A 24,932-nucleotide genomic window follows, 5' to 3' on the forward strand; every position below is an offset into this window, starting at 1 on the left:
GCGGCATTCATTCGGTGGTAGCGGGTCCAACCCGTTAATGGACCAAGGGAGACTGCACGCGTTTTAAGAAGCCGGTCCGGCCTGGTCTGCGTCAAAGTTCTCGTGCTCCTCAGCTACTACCTTCGTCACTGCATCGAAGCGCGCATCGCGCTCGTCGTTCCATCTTGCTTCCTGCTTCTCTGCAATGAAGTGAGACTCTTGTCAAGGCGAATCATAATTCGTTTGCACGATGATGTTAAGAAAAAAGTGCAAAAAAACTTGCCTGCATGTTTCGCTCGAACTAGTTCTCACGCGCGGTGTCACGAAGACGTTGCCGATAGCATCGCAACGCGTCGCTCGCACGCTGGTGCCGATGCTCGTTTCGCACGCTCGCACAGGCAGCGCGACACCCCATCGCACGCACCGCGCATCGCAGCTTTTACACACCGCGACAAACGCTGACGACCAGCATCGCAACGCGCGCCTGACGACTGCGCAACGACGCTGCGCGTGTCATCACGTTTTCCGAAAAGCCGCATGGACAAAGGCTTTGCGGGCGATGCACCGATACGCGTGCGGCAGCCGTCGACTGGTGCGGACACGTTCCAGAACACGCGCGCGCCGCGCTGTGCGGCACACGCCCTGCATGCTTTACACACTCGGCAGCGCACGCACGCGCCGCCATGCGAGCGAGCCTCGCTCATGCTCGCCTCGCGCTTCGCGCGACAGCGTCGCACACACCGTCCGAGAGTGATGCGTGCACGCAACGGTTTGCATCGACGCAACAGCGCGAAGACATCGCGAGGGCATCAAAGCGTTGCGATCGAGCCAAGCCGCGACGCTCGCGAAGCATCGCGGCAACACTTCGGCAGACGCTTCGATCAAGCCATCGGCATGCGTGTTCGATCCGCGCGCTTGCCGTGCGATCCGGATCGCGCGCGCCGTGCCTCGCGTGTTCGCGCTCTCACCCTCGCCGCTCGCCGCACCACTCGCCTCGCCCTGCCGGCAGCGCGTCGTACGTCCGCTTAGAGGATTGCTTCAGCGCCCGCCCGCCGGTGTCTTTTGCTGCATCACAATAACCCGCAAACGGCAGCTGCATGCGGCTTTGCGGGTAGCGGGCGATGGCGGCGGAAAGGCGCGCGCCGCGCCGCGCCGGATTGCGGCGCGGCCCCGGCGCCAGTAGATTGGCGTGGCTACGAACCTCAAAGGAGACATCATGCGCATCCATTCCCCCCTTGCTTCGACCCTGCGCGCCGCCGTGCTTGCCGCCACCCTGCTCGGCAGCGCCGCGGCGATGGCGCAGGCCACGCCCAGCGGCACGTGGAAGACCATCGACGACAACACCGGCAAGCCGCGCGGGCTGGTGGAGATCACCGAGAAGAGCGGCGTCTTCAGCGGACGCCTGGTCAAGACCTTCGTCGAGAGCGACGGCAAGCCGCGCGTGTGCGACAAGTGCACCGACGCACGCAAGGACCAGCCCGTCATCGGCATGACCATCCTCTCCGGCCTGCGCAAGACCGGCGACAACGAGTGGAGCGGCGGCGAGATCCTGGATCCGGAGAACGGCAAGGTCTACAAGAGCAAGATGTCGCTGGCCGAGGACGGCAACAAGCTCAACGTGCGCGGCTTCATCGGCATCAGCCTGATCGGCCGCACCCAGACCTGGGAACGCGACCACTGACCCTGCCGGCGCGGCACAGGACTCAGGGTTTCTCCGGGGCATGCCGCTGCGTGCCCAGCCGAAGGAGAAATGGCAGTCGAAAAAAAACCGGGCGGTTCATCACCGCCCGGTTTTTTTGTCCACGATGCTGCGCTTTACATCCGGTAGCGCAGGGTGGCCATCACGCTGCGCGGGGCACCCGGCATGTTCAGGTTGGCATTCGAACCATGCGCCGAGACGATGTAGTTCTTGTTGAACAGGTTGTACAGGTTCAACTGCGCCTCGAACGGACCATGGCGGTACCAGGCCATCATGTCCGCCGTGACATAGCCCGGGAGCGTGACGGTATTGGCCTGATCGGCCATGCGGGCGCCGACCAGGTTCAGGCCGCCGCCGATGCCAAAGCCGTTGCCCAGCGTCTTGGTCAGCCAGACGTTGCCGGAGTGGCGAGGCGTCAGCGTGGCACGCTTGCCCTGGAACAAGGGGGTCGACTTGGTCACCACTGCATCCAGGTAGGCATAGCCGGCCAGCACGCGCCAGCCGCTGCCGAGCTCCGCGGCGCCGCTCAGCTCGATGCCGTCCGTGCGCTGCTCGCCAACCGGAATCAGCGCCGTGCCGGTGGCATTGGCTATCTTCATATTGTTCCGTTCCAGCCGGAACACGGAAATCGTCGTGCTCGCCTTGCCGTCGAGCCAGTCGTACTTGGCGCCGACTTCGGCATTGTTGGTCGTCTCTGGTGCCAGTTCGGCGTTGTTGGCGGCCAGCGCGAAGGTCTCACCCGAGGGCTGGAACGACCGGCTCCACGACACGTAATACGACTGCACCTTCGACGGCTGCCAGACCAGGCCCGCACGCGGGCTCCAGGCATTGTCGGTGCGCGACAGGTTCTTCTGGCCAGCCAGGCGCTGGTTGGTGTCCTGCTGGAAGTTGTCGTAACGCACGCCGAACAGCGCCTTCCACTGCTCGGTAAAGGTGATCATGTCCTGCGTGTAGAACGCCAGGGTCTTGGCGGTAGCCAGGTTGCTCGTGGCAGGCGTGCCACCGACCAGGCGCGGCAGCGTCGGCAGTACCGGGTTGAACAGATCGAAGGTGCCTGGCACGGCCTTGGAGAAATTGACGAGATCCTTGTTCTGCTGGCCGATCTCCATCCCGTACAGGATTTCGTGCCTGGTACCGAAGATCGTCGCCTTCTGCGTCAGGTCCGTCTGGTTGAACCAGCCGTGCTCCTCGCGGTAGACGTTGGAGTGCGACATCGTCAGCCGCTGTGTCACCTCGTTGACCGCGCTGGTCAGCGTGTTATTGCGATCCAGCGAGTAGTGGTAGTACCGCGTGGCGTTACGGATCGACCAGTCGTCGTTGAAGCGATGGTTGATCGTGGCAGTGCCCGAGTACACACGCGACTGGCTATAGTCGGCGTCGCGCGCATTGGCCGCGCCGTAGTAGCGCGAGGCCGGCACGTCTACCGGGCGCCCCTTGTAGGCCGGGATGCCGAAGTCCGTCACGCGGCGGTCTTCGAGGTAGTCGGCCTGCAGCAGCACGGTGGTCTCTGGCGCGATGCGCAGTTCCAGGGACGGCGCCACGGCGGCACGGTCCAGGAACTGCTGCGAGCGGTAGCTGTTGGCCTTCTCCACCGCACCGGTCACGCGGAAAGCGGCGGCGCCGTCGGCGAACACGCGGCCCACGTCGGCCTCGGCGCGGCGGTCGGCCCACATGCCGTAGCTAAGCGCGAAGTCGGTGACGTCGATGCCGGGCTTCTTGGTCACGCGGTTGATCAGGCCACCCGACGAACCGCGGCCGTACAGCACCGCTGCCGGCCCCTTGATGACTTCGACGCGGTCGACGTTGGACAGGTCGCGGAAGTACAGCGCATCGTCGCGGATGCCGTCGACGAACTGGTCGGCGATGGCGGAAAAGCCGCGGATCGACACCTGGTCGCGCTGGCCATCGCCGGTGGAGAACGACACGCCCGGCACGTTCTTCAGCGCATCCTGCATCGAAGTGGCGTGCTGGTCGCGCATGACATCACCGGTGACCACATTGACGGTCTGTGGGATGTCGCGCAGCGGCGCCTCGGTCTTGGTCGCGCTGACCGCATTGGGCGGGTTATAGCCGGTGCCAAGCTCGCGGCTGACATCGGCCCTGACCGTGACCTCAGGCAACTGCGCCGAAGCGTCTGGCGCGGCCTGGGCCCACCCCAGCATCGGTTGAAATACGAAGCTCCCCGCCACCGCGGCACAGATCGGGTGAAGTTTTATTCTCATTTCCGTGTAATCGGCTGTAATAGTTTTGAAAACGCGGGCGCATTATCGATTACAGGATTGTCAGGGTCAACGAGATTGCGAATTATTCCTATTCGTGGTCAATATATGTTGCATTGATCACAACCATGGCTGGCACGGCCATTTCTGTGGCGGGTCCCGAACTTCTGCAACGCATTTCCTACACCAGCTGCCCGGCAAGGGCATCGCGCGCCTCGGCAACAAAGGCTGACTCACCGCGCCGGCCCGGCAACAGGAAAAACTCCGCCTCCGGCAGTCGCGGCAGGCCCAACCGCGCAATGGTGGCGGCATCCAGCGGTGCCACGCCGGGGCCGATCGCCGACGCATTCAGGCACGACAACCCCAGCCCCGCCGCCAGCGCCAGGTGCAGCCCCGCGACGCCCGACGCCGAGTGCGCAACCTCGAATGGCAGCCGCTTGCGCAGCAACAGCTGCACCACGTACTGATGCAGCGAGCAGGTATCGGGCAGCAGCACCAGCGGCAGCGTGGCGGGCAGTCTGTCGGCCTCGGCCGGCGCGGCGACCCAGGCCAGCGGCTCGCGCCGCAGCACCGTGCCGCGCGTGCCCGCACCCTGCCCGCGCGTGCCGGGCAGGCGCATGCTGAGGCCGATATCGAAGGTGTCCATCTCCGCGGCGGCATCGATTGCCGCGCTCTTCATCACCGTCACGTGCAGCCGCAGGTACGGGTAGCGCTCGCGCAGGCGCCGCAGCATGCCGGCGATCTCGCCCGGGCGGAAGTAATCGGTCACGGCCAGCCGCAGTTCGCCCGCCAGCGCGTGGCCGCGCAGCTCCTGCAGGGCCAGCTCGTTCAGCGCCAGGATACGCCGCGCGTGTTCCAGCAGCCGCTCCCCCGCCGGCGTCGGCACCGCGCCATGCCGTCCGCGCGACAGCAGCGGCACGCCGGCGCGCTCCTCCAGCTTGCGCAGCTGCTCGCTGACCGAGGACTGCGACAGGAACAGTCTGGGCGCCGCCGCTGACAGGCTGCCGCTGTCCGCGACCGTGACAAAGGTGCGCAACTGGTCGGTTTCGAATCCACGCATGGCAAGGCTCCGGCAAGGGTGGCATTACTTCGGATAACCCGATGGTCCACATCGGCTATTCCCGCTTTTCCGATACTACACCACCCCCTACCATGGCATCACCCACCCACGCAAAAGCAAGGAGCCAGCCATGCCCCACATCGTCCTGCACCTGTCCGGCCAACCCGATGCCGCCCTCACCCGCCGCAGCGCCAGGGCGATCGCCGACCTGACCGAGCGCGTGCTCGGCAAGAAGCGCGACGTGATTGCCGTCACGGTCCAGTACATCCCGCACGACAGCTGGATCATCGCCGACATGCCGCTGTCGGAGCAGGGCCGCAACGCCTTCCACCTGGACATCAGCGTGACCGATGAAACCAACACCAAGGCGGAGAAAGCGCAGTTCATCGAGGCCGTGTTCGAGACCATGTCGGGGCTGCTGGGCAAGCTGCATCCGGTGTCGTACGTGCACGTGATCGACGCCCGCGCAGCGGCCTATGGCTACGGCGGGCGCACGCAGGAGTATCGCCACCAGCACGGCTGAAACAGCGCATCGCCTTCATGCCGGCCGCTGTCATCCCAGTGCCCCGCGGCGAGACCAGAGGTTTCGCCGCGGGCCAAGCTGTGGCACAGTCGCCCGCTGATCCCTTTTCCTGACGGACTGACAGAGACAAGGCGCCACAAGCGCCAGCCCCCGCGCGGCAAACGGACCGCACCTCAGGACAAGGCAACCCTGAAGGAGATCCGATGTCGTTTCTGATCGTGCTGGCAGCCCTTGCCTTTCTGATGTTCGCCGCGTACCGCGGCTACAGCGTGATCCTGTTCGCGCCCATCGCCGCGCTGGGCGCGGTGCTGCTGACCGACCCGTCCGCGGTCGCACCGGTGTTCACCGGCATCTTCATGGAGAAGATGGTCGGCTTCGTGAAGCTGTATTTCCCCGTGTTCCTATTAGGCGCGGTATTCGGCAAGGTAGTTGAGCTGTCCGGCTTCTCCGAGTCCATCGTCGCCGCAGCGATCCGCTATATCGGGCGCTCGCGCGCCAACGCGGTGATCGTCACAGTGTGCGCGCTGCTGACCTATGGCGGCGTGTCGCTATTCGTGGTGGTGTTCGCGGTCTATCCGTTCGCGGCCGAGCTGTACCGCCAGAGCAACATCCCCAAGCGGCTGATGCCGGGCGCGATCGCGCTGGGCGCGTTCTCGTTCACCATGGATTCGCTGCCGGGCACGCCGCAGATCCAGAACATCATCCCCACCAACTTCTTCAACACCACCTCCTGGGCCGCACCGGTGCTGGGCGTGGCCGGCTCGCTGTTTATCCTGGTGGTGGGCCTGAGCTACCTGGAATGGCGCCGCCGCGGCGCCGCCGCGCGTGGCGAAGGCTACGGCACCAACCTGCGCAACGAGCCCGAGCGCAGCCAGTCCGGCAAGCTGCCGCACCCGCTGCTGGCGCTGCTGCCGCTGGTGGTGGTGGGCGTGGCCAACTTCTGGCTGACGCGGATGATCCCGCTCTGGTACGGCCCTTCCAACAGCGTGGCGCTGCCGGGCCTGCCCAAGCCGGTGGAAACCAAGATCGCCAGCGTGACCGCGATCTGGGCAGTGGAAGGCGCGCTGCTGCTGGGCATCGCCGTGGTGCTGGTGACCGCCTTCGGCGCCCTGCGCGAGCGCTTTGCCGAGGGCACCAAGGGCGCCGTCGGCGGCGCGCTGCTGGCGTCGATGAACACGGCATCGGAATACGGCTTCGGAGGGGTCATCGCCGCCCTGCCCGGCTTCCTGGTGGTCAGCGACGCGCTGCGCGCGATCCCCAACCCGCTGGTCAATGCCGCGGTCTCGGTCAGCACGCTGGCCGGCATCACCGGCTCGGCCTCGGGCGGCATGAGCATTGCGCTGGCGGCGATGTCGCAGACCTTTATCGCGGGCGCGCAGGCCATGCAGATCCCGCTGGAAGTACTGCACCGCGTGGTGTCGATGGCCAGCGGCGGCATGGATACGCTGCCGCACAACGGCGCCGTGATCACGCTGCTGGCGGTGACCGGCCTGACCCACCGCGAGTCCTACCGCGATATCTTCGCCGTCACAATGATTAAGACCGCCGCGGTGTTCTTCGTCATCGCCGTGTATTTTCTGACCGGACTGGTCTGAAGCAATCCCGGCCCACGCGGCTTGTACATTCCAGGTGTTGTTAACAGTGTGGTTGGGTGCCGCCGGGCACCGGCCCGGCAAACCAGGAAGCCAACATGAAGCAAGTCACCCTGCCCGACGGCGAGCGCGTCCCGGCGCTCGGCATGGGAACGTGGAATATGGGCGAGTCGCGCGCAGCGCGCGCCGAGGAAGTCGCCACGCTGCGCCTGGGCCTGGACCTTGGCCTGCGGCTGATCGATACCGCCGAGATGTATGGCGAGGGCCAGTCCGAGGAAATGATCGGCGAGGCCATCGCTGGGCGCCGCGACGAGGCCTTCCTCGTCAGCAAGGTCTATCCCTTCAACGCCAGCCGGCGCGGCACCGTGCAGGCCTGCGAGCGCAGCCTGAAGCGGCTGCGCACCGACCGCATCGACCTCTATTTATTGCACTGGCGCGGCGGCGTGCCGCTGGAAGAGACCGTGCAGGCCATGGAGGCGTTGCAGCGCGACGGCAAGATCCGCCGCTGGGGCGTGAGCAACCTGGACCTGTCCGACCTGCAGGAGTTGTGGGACGCGCCGGGCGGCGACCGACTGGCCACCAACCAGCTGCTGTACAACCTGGGCCGGCGCGGCATCGAATGGGACCTGCTGCCGTGGCTGCGCCAGCGCGGCGTGCCGGTGATGGCCTATTCGCCGATCGAGCAGTCGCGCCTGTTGGGCAACCCCGGGCTGAAGCGCTTTGCGCGCGACCACGGCATGACGGCGGCACAGGCGGCACTGGCCTGGCTGCTGGCGCAGGAAGGCGTCATCGCCATCCCCAAGACCGGCCGGCGCGAGCGCCTGCAGGAGAACCTGGGCGCGCTGTCGCATACGCTGTCGGCCGCCCAGCTGGCCGAGCTCGACCGCATCTTCCCGCCGCCCGACGGCCCGGGCCCGCTGGAAATGCTCTGACCAGGCTGCCGGGCGCGTGCCCTCAGGGTACGCGGGCCACGTAGCGCTCGCGCTCAACGTAGCGCACCAGGTAGCTGCGCGCCTTTTCGCGCGTATCGGTGGTCACGCGCGCCGCTGCCTGGCGCGCGCTGCTCTTGCCGTGCGACGACGACATCTGCGCATCCAGGTAGGTGCGAAAGGAATCATGCATGGCGTTCAGTTCAGGCTCGCACGCGGCCAGCGCCAGGTTGGCCACGTCCTTGGGCTGGCCCTTGGCCGACAGGTTGTCGTTGGCCTTCTTCTGGGCGCAATCCATGTATTTGGCGCGCAGCGCCTGCCAGCCGCTGCTGTCGACGGCCGACTGCGATCCGGCACCCGCGGCGCCGGCGTCATTGGAAGAACCCGAAGGATGTGAAGCGCACGCGGCCAGGAAGGCCAGCGGCAGGGCGGTCAGGAGTTTTTTCATGGAAGGATGATGCTGTCACGGCGCATTGGCCACCCCCATGTGTCAGCCATGGGACGTTCCGGGCGCAAGACTGACTATTCTTGCCGCGAATGCCCCCCCGGCACCACCTTCGTCACAAATGGAAACGTCTCTGCGCGGTCCGGCATTTGCCCGGGTGCTTCCGGCGCCTATGCTTCAAAGACGACAACAACACCAAGGAGACGAGATGAAACGTCGAACCTTCCTTTCGGCCAGCGCGGGTCTGGCCCTTGGCAGCCTGGCCCTGGGTGCCTGCACCACCACCAAACCCGAAGCCACCAGCGACAAGGCCGCCCGCCGGCGCGAGCTGGATTCCGGCGTGGACGGCACGCTGTCGCGCCTGTACGACTCGGTCAAGGGCTCGCGCGAGCTCGGCAACCGAGCACGCGGCATCCTGGTGTTCCCGAAGACGCTGACGGCGGGCTTTATCGTCGGCGGCGAGTATGGCGACGGTGCCCTGCGCTCGGGCGGCGCGACGCGCGGCTACTACCGCCTGATCGCCGGCTCGGTGGGCTGGCAGATCGGTGCGCAGTCCAAGGCCGTGATCCTGATGTTCCTGACGCCGGATGCCTACGACAAGTTCGTGCGCAGCAGCGGCTGGACCGCGGGCGTCGATGCCACTGTGGCGGTGGCCACCATTGGCGCAAACGGCGTGCTGGACACCAACACCGGCCAGCAGCCCATCGTCGGCTTCGTCATGACCAATGCCGGCCTGATGGCGGGCCTGAGCTTCGAGGGCAGCAAGATCAGCAAGCTCGACCTGTAAGGGCGGACCTTCGGTGACCGCCGCGCGGCTTGCGTGCTGCGCGGCGCCCTCCTTTTTCGCGTCCGCGGGCCGCGAGAGGATAGAATTCGTCCCTTTGGCCGAATTCCCATGTGGTTCAAGAATCTGCAGGTCCATCGTTTCTCCGCCCCGTGGTCGCTGAGCGCCGACGAGGTTGAAGCCAGCCTGGCGAAGCACGCCTTCTTCCCCGGCACCAGCCTCGAAATGCAGACCCAGGGCTGGGCCTCGCCGCGTGACAACGGCCAGCTGGTCCATACCGTCGGCCGCCAGATGCTGCTGACGCTGCGCACCGAAAAGAAGCTGCTGCCCACCACCGTGGTCAACCAGGTCACGCGCGCCCGCGCCGCGGAAGTCGAAGAGCAGCAAGGCTACAAGCCGGGCCGCAAGCAAATGAAGGAACTGAAGGAGCAGGTCACCGAAGAACTGCTGCCGCGCGCCTTCAGCATCCGCCGCGACACGCGTGTGTGGATCGACCCGGACAACGGCTGGCTTGCCATCGACGCCGCCGCCACGGCCAAGGCCGATGAAGTGCGCGGCATGCTGTTCAAGGCGCTGGATCCGCTGCCGCTGATCAACCTGCACGTCAACCAGTCGCCGGTGGCGGCCATGACCGAATGGCTGGCCGGGGATGCGGCACCGGGCGGCTTCACCGTCGACCAGGAAATCGAGTTGCAATCCGGCGCGGAAAGCAAGGCCACCGTGCGCTATGTGCGCCACCCGCTGGACCCGGAAGACCTGCGCCGCCATATCGCCGCCGGCAAGCGCTGCACGCGCCTGGCGATGACGTGGAACGACCGGGTGTCGTTCGTGCTGACCGACGGGCTGGTGGTCAAGAAGGTGGCCCCGCTCGACGTGATCAAGGAACAGGCCGATGGCACGGCGCACGATGAAGACGAGCGCTTCGACGCCGATTTCACCATGATGGCCGGCGAACTCTCCGGCATGCTCAGCGACCTCACCGAGGCGCTGGGCGGCGAGCGCAAGGCGTAAGCCGAATTTCTTGCAGGAACGTGGCGCTGTCGAAAGACAGCGCCACGCTGGCGGTTACTCGACCCAGTTCACCTTCGGGAACCGCCCGGCAAACCCCTCCGGCATCGCCACCACGTTCTTCCCCACGTAGTCGAAGAAGACAAAGCCCGACTTGGCCATCGCGATCAGCGCGCCATCGGCCGGCCGCGTGATGCGGAAGATGATGTCGCCGCCGTACTTGTTGAAGTCCATCACCCCCACCTCGAACTGCAGCTGGTCGCGCGCATGTGCCTCGTTGCGGTACATCGTGGCCAGGTCGGTCACGATGATGCCCACCCCTTCCTGCCGAACATCCTCGCTGCCGAATTCATACAGGAACCGCGCCCGCGCCTCGGAGATCATCGAGATCATCGAATCGTTGGCAAGGTGGTTGGCCGAGTTGATGTCGGTCACGCGCACGGTCAGGTGCGTGGCGTAGCAGAACTGGTCGGCAGGCAGGTCGAGTTTGAGGCGGGCCATGATGGAACAAGCAAGAAATGGATCGGGCGCCGCACGGGATCAGGCAGGCAAGCGGCAGAGACGGCGGCGGCGCCCATCATAAGGGAAACGCCGGTTCGGATTGCGGCACTGCCGCATAAACCCTCCCGCACATGCCCCCGGGTAAGTACTCCCCACTCTTTTCGTCCATCCCGCCGATGCCCCGGCATGGCGCTGCCTCGTAGGCTGCGGGTTGCCGTGGTCACTGGCGCCCTGGCGCACCCGTACCGCGCACCGACACGATGTCAACGACTGGAGGAAACACGATGCAAGCCGACCGCCGCAAAGTCCTGCACTGGCTGGGAGCAGGTTCCCTGGCCGCCACCGCCTCGACCCTTGGAGTCAACCGGGCGCGGGCCCAGCAGGCTTACCCGTCGCGCCCGGTGCGTCTGGTCGTGCCCTACCCGCCCGGCGGTGCCACCGACGTGCTGGCGCGCGCGCTGGGCGACCCGCTCAGCAAGCTGTGGCAGCGCCCGGTGATCGTGGAGAACCGCCCCGGCGTGGGCGGCATGATCGGCGCCGACGTGGTCGCCAAGGCGCCGGCGGACGGCTACACCCTGCTGCTGGCCCTGCCCAGCCTGGTGCAGACGCCCTATATGGTGGCCAAGCCGCCGTTCGACCCGCTGCGCGACCTGACCGCCATCAGCCAGCTATGCACCACCAGCCTGGTGCTAACCGCCAGCAGCGCCATGCCGCGCACGCTGCCGCAGATGATCAGCCTGGCCAAGTCCCAGCCCGACAAGTATTCCTATGGCACCTATGGCATTGGCACCGGCGCCCATCTCTACATGCAGGTCTTCCTCAAGGGCGCGGGCGCCCAGCTGGTCCATGTCCCGTACAAGGGCGAAGCCCCCATCGCCACCGACCTGATCGGCGGCCAGATCTCGCTGGGCACGCTGTCGCCGATGACCGTGCGTCAGCATGCGCGCACCGGCAAGCTCCAGCCGCTGGCCGTTACCGGCAATACCCGCGCGCCGATGCTGCCGGATGTGCCAACCTTCCAGGAACTCGGCTACAAGGGGCTGGATGGCCCGGCCTGGTTTGGCCTGTTCACCACCGCCGGCACGCCGCAGGCCATCGTCGACAAGATCTCGGCCGATGTGGAAACGGTGATGGCCGCGCCGGAGATCCGCCAGCGCCTGGCCGAGCTGGGGCTGATCGTCAAGACGACGCAGCCGGCGGCGTTCGCGGCGGCGACCAGAGCGGATCAGGCGTACTGGGGCAACGTGATCAAGGAAAACAATATCCGGCTGGACTGAGGCATGGCGACTGAAGCAGCGCCGCGGGCCGCGCCGGCACATCGTAGCGCCTGGCGCCGGCTCTGAACATCACTCAATTGCAGCAATTTTCCCGCGGTGTTGCGCGGCTGCGCCATGGCCTGTCGCAGCCGATAGGCGTCGATATAATCAGCCGCGCAACACCATAAAGTAAGACATTAGAACAATTAGCCATCAGGCGAACGGGGTGCAGCGTCTTCTCGACTTACGCTGCGAGGGAACCATGATCAGCGCTGACCACGCCCTGACCGGACGGCTGTCCGCGACCATCCCTGCCCGCCGTGCCGCGGGCAGTTCCGTTTCTGCGCAAGCCGCGCCGCACACCCCGCTGCTGCAAGGCGTGCACCGCCGCGCAGACCAGTTGATGACGGCCATGCTGTGGGTGCTGAGCCTCCTGTCGCTGATCGTCGGCAATCACTATGGGTCGACCGGGCTGACGCTGGCGCTGGGCTTGCCAATGGCGCTGCTCGGCACGCTGATGGCGGTCACCCTGCCCGCCCGCCTGGCTACGCGGCTGGCGATGGCCGTGCTGCTGATGATCTTCGTCGCACTGCTGATCCACCAGGCGCACGGGCAGGTGGAATTCCACTTCCTGGTGTTCGTCTCGCTGTCGCTGCTGCTGGCCTACCGCGACTTCCGCGTGATCCTGCTGGCGGCGGCGGTGATCGCGTTGCATCACCTGAGCTTCAACTTCTTCCAGCAGTGGGGCTGGAACACCATCTGCTTCACCGACCCGAGCTTCAATATGGTGCTGTTCCACGCCGCCTTCGTCATCGTGCAGACCGGCGTGCTGTGCGTGATCGCGTGGCGGCTGGAGCGCGATGCCCACTCCACCGATGAACTGAGCGCCCTGGCCGCGGGCATCGAACGCGAACCCGGCTACCTGACGCTGACCGCCGATGGCACCCACCCGGACAGCGACTTCGCGCGCGCCTTCCGCAAGACGCTGGACACTGTGCGCCAGACACTGCTGCAGGTACGCAACACCGCCGGTACCGTGGCCAACGCGGCTGGCAACATCCTGGACACCAGCGCCACCGTCGCCCGCCGGACCGACGAACAGGCTCGCACCGTGGCGCACACCATGCAGGACATGCAGGCGCTGACCCAGGCCGCCCGCGCCAGCGCCGACCAGGCCCGCGGCGCCTGCGAACTGGCCGGGGCCTCCAGCACCGTGGTCGCGCGCGGCAGCGGCGAGATCCTGTCGGTGATCCACACCATGGGCGAGATCAACGAGGCCTGCGGGCGCATCACCGAGATCATCGGCGTGATCGACAGCATCGCCTTCCAGACCAATATCCTGGCGCTGAACGCCGCCGTGGAGGCCGCGCGCGCGGGCGACCACGGCAAGGGCTTTGCGGTGGTGGCTGGCGAGGTCCGGCAACTGGCGCATCGCTGTGGCGCCGCGGCCAAGGAGATTCGCGGGCTGATCAATACCTCGGTCGAACGCGCCCACGCCGGCACCGAGTTGGTCGGCCATACCGGCGAGACCATGAACGAGGTGGTGGCCAGCATCGGCAAGCTTGCCACGTTGGTAGAGGAACTGGCGACGCTGGGCGACAACCAGCGCAGCGGCATCGAAGGCATGGCCCGGCGCGTGGCGGAGATCCAGGCGGCATTCGAGGAGAATGCAGAGTTGGTGGCCAGTGCCGCCGAAGCTGCGCGGGTGCAGCGGCAGCAGACGGAGGGGCTGAACCGGGCGGTCGGGGTGTTCCGGCTGGGCTGACACCCGCTCAGCTCAATCCTCTTTCTCGTCCCCCGTGGGGAAATGCACGCCTGCACGGCGCGCCGCCAGCATGATGTGGCGCTCCATCGCGCGCTGCGCCTGCTCCGGCTGGCGGGCGGCCAGCGCCTCTATGATGGCGCTGTGCTCGGTGAAGGTGGCATTGCGCGCGCCGCGCCGGTAGTACGGCAGGCGCTGGCTCTCGCGCATCACCTCGGCGCTTTCGCGCAGGATCTCGCGGATGACCTGGTTTCCGGACACCGTGACGATCAACGTGTGAAATTCATAGTCGAGCTGCGAGGCTTCGTCATAAGCATCCGCCTCGATCGCCCGCTGCATCGTGGCCGCGTTCTGGCGCAGCTGTTCGATCTCGTTCTCGGAGATGGCCAGCGCGGCCAGCCGTGCGGTCAGCCCTTCCAGCGCGAAGCGCAACTGGTAGATATCGATCAGCGAATGCGTGGCCGCAAAACGCCAGGGCGGCGTGGCTGCGGCGCTGTCGCCGGCGGCCGTCACGTAGACGCCCTTGCCCGGGCGCGACACCACCACGCCCATTCCCTGCAAGGTAGAGATCGCCTCACGCAGTGACGCGCGGCTGATGCCGACCTTCTCCGCCAGCTCCCGCTGCGCCGGCAGCAGCGTGCCCGCGGGGAACGTGCCGTCGCGCACCCATTGCTGGATAAGGCTGACAGCCTGGTTGGCGACGGAGGTGGAAGATCCTGTCATACGTGAGGGGGGGTGACCAGTAAGAGGTGACGCACAAGGGGCGCGAAGCCGGTTGCCGGAAATTCTAGCCGACAAACCGGCCTGTCCTGCCCCTTACTTGTTGACCAGCCTGGCCGGCACCGAATAGGTCAGCAGCGCGCCGCACAGCAGCACCGCTGCCAGCACGAACATCGCGGCATCCGTGCTCCGGGTGGCATCCTTGATCAGGCCGATCATGTACGGGCTGATAAAGCCGGCCAGGTTGGCGAACGAGTTGATCAGCGCAATGCCCGCCGCCGCGCCCACGCCCGACAGGATGGACGTCGGCAGGCTCCAGAACAGCGGCGAGGTAGCCAGGCTGCCGCCGGCGGCCAACGCCAGCGCTGCCAGCGACAGCGCAGTGTTATGGCTGAAGACCGCGCTCAGCACCAGGCCCGTGGCCGCGCAGCAGAACGGCACGATCAGGTGCCAGCGGCGCTCGCGCATGCGGTCAGAGCTACGGCTGACCAGGATCATCGAACACACCGCCACGCCAAACGGGATCGCGGTCAGCAAACCCACGTCCAGCACGCTCTTCACGCCGGTCTGCTTGATCAGCGTGGGCAGCCAGAAAGTCAGCCCGTACTGGCCCATCACCGTGCAGAAGCAGATCATCGTCATCTTCAGCACGCGCGAGTCCGTCACCAGCGTGCGCAGCGACATATGGGCGGACTTCTGTGCGTTTTCGGCGGCGATATTGCGCTCCAGCAGCGCCTTTTCATCGGCCGTCAGCCAGCGCGCCGACTGGATGTTGTTGTCCAGGTACCAGAGCACGGCCACGCCCACCAGCAGCGACGGCACGGCCTCGATCACGAACATCCACTGCCAGCCGCGCAGGCCGTTGACGCCGTGCATGGCCTCCATCACCCAGCCCGACAGCGGCCCGCCGAAGATGCCCGAGATCGGAATCGCCGCCATGAACAGTGCCACCATGCGCGCGCGCCGGTGCGACGGGAACCAGTAGGTCAGGTACAGGATCATGCCGGGATAGAAGCCCGCCTCCGCCGCGCCCAGCAGGAAGCGCAGCACATAGAACTGCGTGCTGGTCTGCACGAACATCATCGCCGCGGAGATCAGGCTCCACAGGATCATGATGCGCGAGATGGTGGCCTTGGCGCCGATGCGGTGCATCAGCAGGTTGCTGGGCACCTCGAAGAAGAAATAGCCGATAAAGAACAGCCCCGCGCCCAGCCCGTAGACCGCCTCGCTGAACTGCAGGTCGGCCAGCATGCTCAGCTTGGCAAAGCCCACGTTGACCCGATCCAGGTAGGCCACCACGTAGCACAGCATCAGGAACGGCAACAGCCGCCAGGCCACCTTGCGGAACACCGCGTCCTCCCTGGCCTGTGCCTGCGCCTGCGCCTGCGGCACGGAAATGGCATCCGGCCCGGCATGGGCGGTTTCAGTCGGAATCATGGAAGTCTCCTTGGTTTTGTTCGAGTCATCGGCGTGGCAAAGCCTGGATCGCATCCGGCACGACGCCAAATCGTCATACCGGTCTGACCAGTAGATGCCGAATGGTAGGGAGGCACCTTGCCGGTGTCAAGGAGCGATTGGACTGGGGAAAGCCCGTATCTGCAGGCCGATTTTGGCGAGAGTGCCCGCTGCGTGGGGATCGCACCAAACTCCGCCGCTTGTGCAAAATCGAGACTTGCTGCAAAATCCGGCACAACTGGTCCGACCAGTTGATGCTGGCCCACATGATGCGTGCCACAGGGCAGACAGCCGCTTGCCGGCCCGACCTTCAGCTAGGAGACTTTGATGGGAACCACGCCCCCGCTCATGGCATCAGCCATGGTGTGCCTGCATCCGCTGCCGCTGAGCGCGGCCGCCTTTGCGCCCTTCGGTGACGTGATCGAGGCGCGCCCAGCCGGCGACCCCGGCGCCTTTCCGATCAACGGCGGCATGGTCATGCGACACCACGACCTGGCTGCCGTCGAACTGGAAGGTGGCCGGGCCCTGATCAACCTGTTCGAGGCCAAGCCCTACGCGTATCCGCTGGAGATCGCAATGCTGGAACGCCATCCGCTCGGCAGCCAGGCCTTTATCCCGCTATCGGAGCAGCCCTTTGTGATCGTGGTGGCGCCAGCTGGCGACGTGCTGGATCCCGCTTCGCTGCGCGCCTTCATCACCAACGGGCGGCAGGGCGTCAACTACCGCCGCGGCGTCTGGCACCACATGCTGCTGGCCGTGGGCGTGCCGGCGCGCTTTGCCGTGATCGATCGCGGTGGGGATGGCAACAACTGCGAGGAGCGCACGCTGGCGCAGCCGTTGCTGCTGGAACTCCCGCCGGCGCTACACGCCGCATGAGTGTGTGGAGGCAACCGCGACAGGCCGCGGTTGCACCAGCCCGTCGCGCTTACTTGGCGTCCGGCCAGGAGACCTGCTTCCAGTAGGCCTCTTTCGAGCGGATCTTGCCATTCACCACCCGGTAGACCTCCAGCCCGGCTGCGTCCACTTTCTTCTTCCCGCCGCTGGCCGGCACCCGCACGCGGAAGCGCATGATGGCCAAATCACCGCTGTACTCAAGCTTGACGTCCACTAGATGGGCAATGACTGGTTGTCAAGTGACACCAGAAAATAAGCACAATCCGAGTGGATCGGAGCATTGTCTTTGGACTGGCCCGAGCGGGCGTTGAGAGGACTCTGGAATCGGCGGAAACGAAGTCGTAGCCAGCATCTTGCTACGCTGGTCGAGGGCTTGCCATCATGCGGATCTCCTGCGCGCTGGCAGAATGAGACAGCCAACGGGCCGGAGCGCAATACTTGCCTAGCGCAGCGGTATTGGGAGACGAAGATCCCGCAAGGCAGCGCGCAGAGATTTGTCGACGCGGCCGGGCCGGTTACTCCTTGCCGCCGAATGGCTGCGGCTTGAGCGAGCCAAGGTAAGCGACCAGCGCGTTCATGTCGGCACCACTGATGTTCTTGTACCAGTCGAACGCCATGGGCGGCTTGTAGTGCATGCCGTTCTTGCCTGTGCCTCGGATGGCCTGGGCGATCTCTTCCTTGCTCCAGTTCTTGAGCCCGCTCTCATGGGGAGTCAGATTGCGTGCCACACTCTCGCCCCAAGGACCTTTGAACACCTGGCCGCCGGCGCCCAGACGCGTGAGCACCAGCTCTCCCTTTTCATCCCGCGGCGTGTGACATTCCATGCAATGCCCGATATCGGCGAGGTACCGGCCATACGTGATCGTCTCCTTGGGCGAGGGCGCGCTAACGCCTTTCACAGCCGGGCCGTAGCTGGGCGGCAACGGGATGTTGTACTCGGACTTCCTGACGGTATTCTTCACGGGCGGCTGTACCCTCAGATAGGCGATGATCGCTGCCAGGTCTGCGTCAGACATGCGCCGGTAGAACTCGATAGGCATCGGCGGACCGATGATGGTCCCGTCCGGCCGGATACCTTCGCGGATCGCCTTGCCGAGCTGTGCATCGGTCCACTTGCCGATCCCTGTCTCAGGGTCTGGCGTAATGTTGGCCGCGTACGCCTTGAACGGCGGGTGATCGAAGACCATACCACCCGACAGGCCCCTGGAGAAGACAGGCGCCCCATTTTCCGCTCGGGCAACATGGCAATTGCCACAAGCCACCACCCCCTCCATCAGGTATTTGCCACGCGCGATGCGCGCCTGGTCCTGCCCGCTGCTTGCGCCAATTTGAGACATCAGGAACAAGCCTGCGGCCAACCTCAGGAATATCGCCATGGTTACCCCTTGCCTGGATTCCTGGCCAATGCGCCCGGACTGAATCCATCGAAGTATCGGCAAATCCTGTCTGAATGGAATCCTCCAAACAGTTGAGTACGGCGGTGGAGGGGGCCGATATCCAGCGCTGCGGCAGGAGTTCGGCGATGTCACCGGTCTCCTGGACAGGCAGGCGCTGGAGCACGTCCTAGCCCCCTGCCCCACGGCATCTGCCAGCCCGAAAGCTGCCCCGGCCTATCCGGCGGTGTGCCGAATGTTGCCTCGCCCGGATCGCCCGGCACCAGGCATCACTTCTTCTTCCTGGGATCATCAGCCGGGTTGACGAAGTTGAAAGCCCAGGGCCCCGTCGCATTGATCTGGATAATGGTTTCGTCCTTCGTCCAGCCAAAATGGTGCATCTTGGGTGGCATGACAATCAGGCTGCCGGGGCCGAGCGGCGAGGTCTTTTCCGGGTCGAGCTTGTCGCCCATGCCATAGTTGAACGTCCCTGAAAGCACGGTCACCCGCTCCACGCCTGGGTGCCAGTGCGCTGCCACCTTAGCATCCGCGGGTAGCTTGATCCGGGCCGTGAACGGCTCTTTCTTGTCCATCTGCCCCTCGAGAACGGCGAGTTTGGCACCCGGTATCAGTGGCAGGTCCGCCCATTTGATCTCGTCGGCGGTGACCTTGATCATGCTGCCCGCAGGGGCAGCCAATGCCGCAGACATCGTCAGGCAGACGCCGAAGGCCAGTGTGGCAATCGGGGGAAGCTTGTTTTTCATGGCGCGCTCCTTCCTGAGACGGCAACCAGACAGCCGGAGCGGTGACGGCACAGACCGCATTGATGCCATCTGGCACCCGATTCCGCCACCAGCCGCGCTGGAGACATCCACTGCATGGCACAGGTTCAGGCATGCAGGCTCGAGCGTCTTCATCGCCCGAAGCAATAATCTGATGCATATCACGGGCCACCCGTGGTGGGAGGCTGACGGGCGGGTGCGTGACGCTTGCCCGGTGTGTCGGTTGCGCGGTAAATCGGCCAGATCGTTTCAGTTGTGAAACACCGGCGGCTAGCGTACCAGGCCCCGACTTTCAACTCCCCTTCCACACCGGCGACCGCCGGCCCACAAACGCATCCACTCCTTCACGAAAGTCGCTACTGCCATAGCACAACCGCACCAGATCGTCCGTGTCGGCCACCGACTGCACGGTCTGGCGCCGCAACGCCTCCTTAACGACCGTCTGCGTGACAGGCGCCAGCGCGCCAAGCCGGTCGCATAGCGAAGCGACCTCGGCCTCTAGCGCCTCCGCGGCATATACGCCCTCCAGGAAACCGCAGGCCAGCGCGGCGTCCGCGTCGAGGATCTGCGCCAGCAGCAGCATGCGGCGCACCGGCTGCAGCCCCCAGGCCGCTCGCAGCTTGGCAAGATTCAACGCCGACAGCGTATTGCCCAGCGTGCGCGCAATCGGCACGCCAAAGCGGCCCTTGGGAGTAGCGACACGGAAGTCGCACGCAGTAGCGATAGCCAGGCCGCCGCCCACCGCCCAGCCTTCGATAACCGCCACAGTTGGCATCGGCAGTTGCTCGACCAGGCGGATGCCTTCGTCGATACGCGCTTCGTAGGCAACCCCGTCGTCGCCGCTGGAGAACTGCTGGAACTGCGCGATGTCGGTACCGGCAACAAAAGCCTCACCGCCCGCGCCGCGCAGCACCACCACGCGCGCACCCGCATTGCCTTGCGCCGCAAGCCTGCGGCAATGCGTGCCGAGTTGCTCGTACATGGCCCACGTCATCGCATTGCGCGCGGCAGGACGGTCGAACGTCAGCGTCGCGACCTGCCCCTGCATCGTGAGCGTGACCTGTCCGTCGTTGCCGGAACCGCCTTCCGGCGGCAGCGCGGCCTTCATGATCCGAATGCGCCGGCTACAGCCAGCGACTGCTGTTCGTCCTTCGGAATACCCAGTTCGGCCAGGATTTCTTCCGTGTGCTGGCCAAGCAGCGGCGGGGGGCGCCGTACCTGCTGGGGCGTGCCGCCCATCTTCACGGCGAAGCCGATATTGGGCACCTTGCCCTCGATCGGATGATCGATCTCGATGCGCATCTGGCGGTGCCGGCCGTGCTCGCTGTCGAAGGCCTGCGGGTAGGTCAGGATCGGCCCGGCCGGGATGCCTACGCCGAGCAGGCGTTCGATCCAGTAGTCGCTGCTCTCCTTGACGAAGCTCGCCTCCAGCGTCGCGATCAGTTGCTGCCGGTTGGCCAGGCGCAGCGCCACGGTGGCAAAGCGCTCGTCCGCCAGCAGATCGGCCCGCTCAAGCGTGTTGCACAGCAGCTGCCACAGCTTCTGGTTGGTGGCCCCCATGACGAAGTAGCCGTCGGCGGACTTCATCGCCTGGTAGGGCGCGCTCATGCGGTTGGCCGTGCCCAGCGGCTCGGGCTCGCGGCCCGTGCCCCAGTATTCGCAGGTGTCCCACACCGAGAACGCCAGCGCGGAATCGAACAGCGACGCATCGACATACTGCCCCTTGCCCGTCTCCCTGGCGCCGATGTAGGCAGACAGCATGCCGTAGGTCGCGAACAGTGCGCAGCCGATATCTGCCACCGGCACGCCCGCCTTCACCGGCGCGCCACCCGGGTAGCCGGTGACGCTCATCACGCCCGACATCGCCTGCGCCATCAGGTCAAAGCCCGGCCGCCCGGCCCACGGCCCGCTCTGGCCAAAGCCCGAGATGCTGCAGTAGACCAGCTTCGGATTGATCTTGGCGAGGGTCTCGTAGTCGATCCCCAGCCGCTTCATCACGCCGGGGCGGTAGTTCTCCACCAGGATGTCAGCCGTTTCCGCCAGGCGATAGAGCACCTGCCGGCCGGATTCGGTCTTCAGATCCAGCGTGACGCTGCGCTTGTTGCGGTTCATGTTGAGGAACCCCATGCTGTCCGAGCCCTTCATCTTGAAGCCCATCGCGCCGCGCGTCTGGTCGCCTCCATCGGGCGGTTCGATCTTGATCACATCGGCGCCGAGGTCGGCCAGCAGCATGCAGGCGTAGGGCCCGGCCATGACCTGGCTGACGTCGAGCACGCGCACGCCGGCCAGCGGCAAGGTGGAGGCAGGCGCCTGTGCGCCGGAGTCGCGGAAATCTGTCATGGGGTGCTTCTTCCTGGATAAATGGATGGGGCAACGTGCGCGCGTGCGTCGGTTCTCGGCCATCGTCTTGCAGCGCTCAGCTCTCGGCCTTTACGCCGGCGTCCTTCACGACCTTGGCCCACTTGGTGGACTCAGAGGCGATGAATGCACCGAACTGCTGGTTGGTGCCGCCGGAGTCCTCGGCGCCAAAGCTCTTGAGCCGCTCGGCAACGTCGGGCATGGCCAGCACGCGGTTGACGTCCGCGTTCATGCGCTGCACCAGCGCCGGCGGCATATTCTTCGGGCCCACCAGGCCGTACCACGACGCCGCGTCCAGCCCGGGAAAGCCGGACTCAGCCAGCGTCGGCACATTGGGATGGCTGGCCGCGCGCTTCAGGCGCGTCTGCGCGATCGCAATCACCTTGCCCTGCTGGATAAATGGCGTGGCGGCGGTCATGGTGTCGAACGCATAGTCGATCTGCCCGCCGATCAGGTCCGCCACCAGCGGGCCCGAGCCCTTGTAAGGCACGTGCACCACGTCGAGCCTGGCTTGCAACCGGAACATCTCCAGCGCCAGGTGCTGCGCCGAACCGATGCCGGACGAACCAAAGGAGATCTTCCCCGGCTTCTGCCGGCACAGCGCCACGATGTCCGAAACGCTGCGCACCTTCTGTTCCGGACGGCAGGTCAACATATTGGGCGTGACGCCCACCATCGAAATCGGCGTGAAGTCGGTGCGCGGGTCGTACTTGACGTCCAGCAGCGCCGGGGCGATCGCGTGGCTGTTCACATGCGCCATCAGCAAGGTAGTGCCGTCAGGCGGCTGCTTGGCCACATAGGCGGCGGCGATGGCGCCGGTGGCGCCGGGCTTGTTCTCCACCAGCACGCTGGTGTTCCACATGACCCCCAGCTTCTGCCCGATCACGCGTGCCAGCACGTCGGTGCCGCCCCCGGGGGCGAAGCCCACCACAATGCGCACCGGGCCGGCGATATCGGCGGCTCGCACCAGGCTGGGCATCACCAGCCCAGCCGCTGCCGCCAGAATGAATTGTCTGCGCTGCATTGCGTGTCTCCGTCCTGTAGTTATGGAGCCATCATCCGCAATGCATCCGCCGCGGGCTATCGCTATTTGGGGGATTCTGGTTTCGCGTTTTGCGCAAGCACCGCCAGCACGCTGACCGCCGCCGAGGAAAGTGTCCCATGGGGCCGATGGCACAGCACAAACTGCCGCTGCGCCCAGGGCGCGGCAATGGGCAGCCGCACAAAGCGGCTGCCGCCCGCCACCTCACGCGCAATCGCCTCCGGCATCACCCCGCCGCCCAGGTTCTGCGCCACCAGCGCGGCCATGCTGTCGAAGCCGCCCACGCGCATGCGCATGCGCAGCACGCGGCCGGCCTCCTCCGCCAGCCGCTCCAGCACGATCGAGATCGCCGAGCTCTCGCTGAGCACGATCAGGTCGCAGTCCAGCACGTCGTCCGGCGTGACCTTGCGGCGCCGCGCCAACGCATGGCCGCGCGCCACCACCAGGACCAGTTCGTCATTCCGATAGGGCGCGGTCGGCAGGTCGATCACGCCCAAGCTGCCGTCGTAAATGCCGATGTCCACGGTGCCGCGGCGCAGCGACTGCTGGACTTCCGCGCTGTTCATTTCCTGCAGGTCGATGCGCACGCCGGGGCAGGCGACGGCGCAGCGTTGGATGTCGAAGGGGAGGAACTGGATGACTGCGGACTTTGGCGCCGCTACCCGGACCACGCCCAGGTCGCCGCCGACGAAGGAGGCGGCGTCGTCCTGCATGCGCTGGACGGTATGGGTGATGCCGCGGGCGTGGGCCAGCAGTGCGCGACCGGCTTCGGTCAGGGCCATGCCGTGGGGGAGGCGTTCGAAGAGGGAGACGCCTAGTTGGGCTTCCAGTTCGAGCACGCGTCTTGACGCGGCAGCGGGGGCCAGATGGAGACGCTCCGCGCCGCGGGTAATGCTGCCGGCGTCGGCCACGGCGATGAAAAGCTGGACGGTGGTGAGGTCAAAATGCAGGCGGGTGGTGCGCAAGGGGGGTGAGGACGTCACGATGGTCGGCGCTTATGCAGGCGTCGTCGCAGGGGGCGAGCTACGGATTGAGGGAAGAGGAAACCGTTACGGGCGCCTTGGAATGCGGTACCGCGCGCCATCTGATTCTCCACTTATCAAGCGGCGTCAGCAACTGCGGATTTCCCGCGCAACCCTCGCGAGGGTGTCCGGCGTGACTGGCAGACCAGACCACGCGTCGACGGTGGAACTGCGAGCTTTCGCTCAGGGAATATGGAGAACCTCCGCGATCTTGTCGACGAACTTTACCCCGAGCTTTCCGTAGCCGTCCGCAGTCGGGTGAATCTCGTTCTCCCAGTCTGCCGTGGCGCCATCGTCGTCGGTCCCGGCCGGGTCCAGCGTGTCGCGCGTCTCGGCCACATGAAAATTCGGGATACCGGCCTGGCGAATGACTTCATCGGCAAGTCGGTCGGTGAATTCATTGGCCAGGTCAATCCAATTTCCCTCGGGAATGCCATAAACCTGCAGCGCCGGAAACAACCATGGCCCACGGCCCAGCCCCGCACCGCTGTTGCGCGGCGTGGCGTAGTCGTAGGTGTGCGTGATGATCGGCGTGTTCTGGTTCTGCGCGCTGATCCGGCGCAAGAAATCCAGGGCTCGGTACTGGTCCAGCATATACCGTGTGAATGCAATCCAGCCCGGTCGGGAGATAAATGTACTGATCGCGTCAGGGCCATCCCATTCATCTTCGGTCAACAGCAGTCTGTCGTTGGGCGGCCTGCGATGGCCGTTGGCATCGTTCGGCGTGGTCTGGATGGCGTCGATCAGGTCATTGCCGCCACCGGACAACAGGATGACGCTCCAGGCCTGGTCGTGCGGACCGACGAGGAAACTGTAGAACAGGGGATCCAGGCGGCTGTCGAGCATATGCGCCAGGGTATCGCCAGGATCCGCGCAATCCACGGCGATGGCGCTGCGCGACAGCCACATGTTCATCAGCAGATTTGAGCCGCTAAACGGCCTCAACGTATTAATGGAGAACCAGGAGTCCCCCTGGGCCAGGCATTGCAGGCTGAAGTCGCCGAGCATCGGCGCGCCTTCGCGCATCATCTCAAAGGACTGCACTGGCTTGAGTCGGTTGGGGCGTTCAGCTGATCCCGGCATCGCACATCTCGCTCTACTCTCGACAACTTTCCAAACCCGCCTGGCCGGTCATCAGCCGTCGTTGAAGGAAATCGTAGGCGCTGCCATGGCAATACCAAGTCATCGCGCTTGAAGTCTGGTCTGCACGGAATTAACAATGCTTCAGTCATGAAACATCTCGCACGTGCAGCGAGCATTATTTACACGGCGCATCGAGCGTCCCTGGTGGCAGCCGGGGCTCCACCTGTACACAGCGTTTAGCAGTCGTTGGGCAAACGCCTGCGGCTCGCAACGCCCTGGCTGCTGCCTGCTTCTATTCCACTTGCCTTTCCCGTGAAACCCAATAGCTTTGTACTAAACAGAGTTCGATTGCCCCGCTAGTGACAAGGCAACTGTCGAGGCTGCGGTTCCAGGCCTGGGAAGTCGAGCAAGCGCGCGTAAAGACTTTGCTGACTGACAGTAAAGGG

Annotated in this window: 24 protein-coding genes; 9 read left to right on the plus strand and 15 right to left on the minus strand. The window is 65.5% G+C overall.

From position 1 onward, the window contains the following. Positions 1 to 943: 943 nt before the first annotated feature. Entirely contained in the window at positions 944 to 1,207 is a 264-nt protein-coding gene (locus KB879_RS28310; RefSeq protein WP_148271588.1) for a hypothetical protein, read from the minus strand. Between KB879_RS28310 and KB879_RS28315 the strand changes: the two genes are divergently transcribed. Next, positions 1,196 to 1,660, plus strand: coding sequence for a DUF2147 domain-containing protein (locus KB879_RS28315; RefSeq protein ID WP_013958005.1), 465 nt, complete (start codon positions 1,196 to 1,198; stop codon positions 1,658 to 1,660). The genes KB879_RS28310 and KB879_RS28315 overlap by 12 nt on opposite strands. Positions 1,661 to 1,794: 134 nt before the next feature. Here the strand turns inward: KB879_RS28315 and KB879_RS28320 are convergent, their stop codons facing one another. Both KB879_RS28320 and KB879_RS28325 read right to left on the minus strand, forming a co-directional pair. Beyond that, a complete protein-coding gene (locus KB879_RS28320) occupies positions 1,795 to 3,900 on the minus strand; it encodes a TonB-dependent siderophore receptor (protein ID WP_211980296.1) in 2,106 nt (701 codons plus the stop codon). A gap of 178 nt (positions 3,901 to 4,078) precedes the next feature. Next, entirely contained in the window at positions 4,079 to 4,957 is an 879-nt protein-coding gene (locus tag KB879_RS28325; protein WP_211980297.1) for a LysR family transcriptional regulator, read from the minus strand. A gap of 130 nt (positions 4,958 to 5,087) precedes the next feature. On the opposite strand from KB879_RS28325, the gene KB879_RS28330 reads away from it, so the two are divergent. From KB879_RS28330 to KB879_RS28340, 3 genes are all read left to right on the plus strand, one after another. After that, positions 5,088 to 5,480, plus strand: a complete 393-nt coding sequence (locus tag KB879_RS28330; protein WP_013958008.1) for a tautomerase family protein — start codon at positions 5,088 to 5,090, stop codon at positions 5,478 to 5,480. A gap of 203 nt (positions 5,481 to 5,683) precedes the next feature. Next, positions 5,684 to 7,075 carry a GntP family permease gene (locus KB879_RS28335; protein ID WP_211980298.1) on the plus strand — a complete coding sequence of 464 codons (1,392 nt, stop codon included), beginning with the start codon at positions 5,684 to 5,686 and terminating at the stop codon, positions 7,073 to 7,075. 95 nt (positions 7,076 to 7,170) lie between these two features. Beyond that, on the plus strand, positions 7,171 to 8,004 hold the full coding sequence (locus tag KB879_RS28340; protein ID WP_211980299.1) for an aldo/keto reductase: 834 nt from the start codon (positions 7,171 to 7,173) through the stop codon (positions 8,002 to 8,004). Positions 8,005 to 8,026: 22 nt separating this feature from the next. Here the strand turns inward: KB879_RS28340 and KB879_RS28345 are convergent, their stop codons facing one another. Beyond that, positions 8,027 to 8,449: a hypothetical protein gene (locus tag KB879_RS28345; RefSeq protein ID WP_211980300.1), complete on the minus strand. Its 423-nt coding sequence runs from the start codon at positions 8,447 to 8,449 to the stop codon at positions 8,027 to 8,029. Positions 8,450 to 8,654: 205 nt separating this feature from the next. On the opposite strand from KB879_RS28345, the gene KB879_RS28350 reads away from it, so the two are divergent. After that, positions 8,655 to 9,233, plus strand: coding sequence for a YSC84-related protein (locus tag KB879_RS28350; RefSeq protein ID WP_211980301.1), 579 nt, complete (start codon positions 8,655 to 8,657; stop codon positions 9,231 to 9,233). A gap of 108 nt (positions 9,234 to 9,341) precedes the next feature. After that, positions 9,342 to 10,241 carry a recombination-associated protein RdgC gene (locus tag KB879_RS28355; RefSeq protein ID WP_211980302.1) on the plus strand — a complete coding sequence of 300 codons (900 nt, stop codon included), beginning with the start codon at positions 9,342 to 9,344 and terminating at the stop codon, positions 10,239 to 10,241. A gap of 54 nt (positions 10,242 to 10,295) precedes the next feature. Here the strand turns inward: KB879_RS28355 and KB879_RS28360 are convergent, their stop codons facing one another. Next, positions 10,296 to 10,739 (minus strand): thioesterase family protein, encoded by a 444-nt coding sequence (locus KB879_RS28360; RefSeq protein ID WP_013958014.1) that lies wholly within the window; start codon positions 10,737 to 10,739, stop codon positions 10,296 to 10,298. Between the two features lie 284 nt (positions 10,740 to 11,023). On the opposite strand from KB879_RS28360, the gene KB879_RS28365 reads away from it, so the two are divergent. Both KB879_RS28365 and KB879_RS28370 read left to right on the plus strand, forming a co-directional pair. Further along, on the plus strand, positions 11,024 to 12,016 hold the full coding sequence (locus KB879_RS28365) for a tripartite tricarboxylate transporter substrate binding protein (protein WP_211980303.1): 993 nt from the start codon (positions 11,024 to 11,026) through the stop codon (positions 12,014 to 12,016). Positions 12,017 to 12,257: 241 nt separating this feature from the next. Continuing rightward, complete coding sequence (locus tag KB879_RS28370) at positions 12,258 to 13,760, plus strand: methyl-accepting chemotaxis protein (protein WP_211980304.1); 1,503 nt, start codon at positions 12,258 to 12,260, stop codon at positions 13,758 to 13,760. 12 nt (positions 13,761 to 13,772) lie between these two features. On the opposite strand, the gene KB879_RS28375 is transcribed toward KB879_RS28370, so the two are convergent. Both KB879_RS28375 and KB879_RS28380 read right to left on the minus strand, forming a co-directional pair. Beyond that, positions 13,773 to 14,480, minus strand: coding sequence for a FadR/GntR family transcriptional regulator (locus KB879_RS28375; RefSeq protein ID WP_013958017.1), 708 nt, complete (start codon positions 14,478 to 14,480; stop codon positions 13,773 to 13,775). A 93-nt stretch (positions 14,481 to 14,573) separates the two neighbouring features. Next, complete coding sequence (locus tag KB879_RS28380) at positions 14,574 to 15,911, minus strand: MFS transporter (protein WP_371827427.1); 1,338 nt, start codon at positions 15,909 to 15,911, stop codon at positions 14,574 to 14,576. 348 nt (positions 15,912 to 16,259) lie between these two features. Here KB879_RS28380 and KB879_RS28385 point away from each other — a divergent pair, with 348 nt between their 5' ends. Continuing rightward, positions 16,260 to 16,808, plus strand: coding sequence for an ureidoglycolate lyase (locus KB879_RS28385; protein ID WP_211980306.1), 549 nt, complete (start codon positions 16,260 to 16,262; stop codon positions 16,806 to 16,808). Positions 16,809 to 16,857: 49 nt separating this feature from the next. Here the strand turns inward: KB879_RS28385 and KB879_RS28390 are convergent, their stop codons facing one another. From KB879_RS28390 to KB879_RS28425, 8 genes are all read right to left on the minus strand, one after another. Beyond that, positions 16,858 to 17,040 (minus strand): nuclear transport factor 2 family protein, encoded by a 183-nt coding sequence (locus tag KB879_RS28390; protein ID WP_148271590.1) that lies wholly within the window; start codon positions 17,038 to 17,040, stop codon positions 16,858 to 16,860. A gap of 301 nt (positions 17,041 to 17,341) precedes the next feature. Continuing rightward, positions 17,342 to 18,202 (minus strand): c-type cytochrome, encoded by an 861-nt coding sequence (locus KB879_RS28395; RefSeq protein WP_211980307.1) that lies wholly within the window; start codon positions 18,200 to 18,202, stop codon positions 17,342 to 17,344. Between the two features lie 287 nt (positions 18,203 to 18,489). After that, complete coding sequence (locus KB879_RS28400) at positions 18,490 to 18,963, minus strand: cupin domain-containing protein (RefSeq protein WP_114133555.1); 474 nt, start codon at positions 18,961 to 18,963, stop codon at positions 18,490 to 18,492. Between the two features lie 310 nt (positions 18,964 to 19,273). Further along, positions 19,274 to 20,089: an enoyl-CoA hydratase/isomerase family protein gene (locus KB879_RS28405; protein WP_153954187.1), complete on the minus strand. Its 816-nt coding sequence runs from the start codon at positions 20,087 to 20,089 to the stop codon at positions 19,274 to 19,276. Next, the gene (locus KB879_RS28410; RefSeq protein ID WP_211980308.1) at positions 20,086 to 21,321 is read right to left on the minus strand and encodes a CaiB/BaiF CoA-transferase family protein; all 1,236 of its coding nucleotides are present in this window, start codon (positions 21,319 to 21,321) and stop codon (positions 20,086 to 20,088) included. Before KB879_RS28410 ends, KB879_RS28405 begins: the two co-directional genes overlap by 4 nt. Before the next feature lie 76 nt (positions 21,322 to 21,397). Continuing rightward, complete coding sequence (locus KB879_RS28415; RefSeq protein ID WP_211980309.1) at positions 21,398 to 22,363, minus strand: tripartite tricarboxylate transporter substrate binding protein; 966 nt, start codon at positions 22,361 to 22,363, stop codon at positions 21,398 to 21,400. A 62-nt stretch (positions 22,364 to 22,425) separates the two neighbouring features. Then, positions 22,426 to 23,364, minus strand: coding sequence for a LysR family transcriptional regulator (locus KB879_RS28420; RefSeq protein WP_211980310.1), 939 nt, complete (start codon positions 23,362 to 23,364; stop codon positions 22,426 to 22,428). Between the two features lie 222 nt (positions 23,365 to 23,586). Then, a complete protein-coding gene (locus tag KB879_RS28425) occupies positions 23,587 to 24,432 on the minus strand; it encodes a GDSL-type esterase/lipase family protein (RefSeq protein ID WP_249221206.1) in 846 nt (281 codons plus the stop codon). Positions 24,433 to 24,932 lie beyond the last annotated feature (500 nt).

The organism is Cupriavidus sp. KK10 (genome assembly GCF_018223725.1).
GTDB classification, from domain to species: Bacteria; Pseudomonadota; Gammaproteobacteria; order Burkholderiales; family Burkholderiaceae; genus Cupriavidus; species Cupriavidus necator.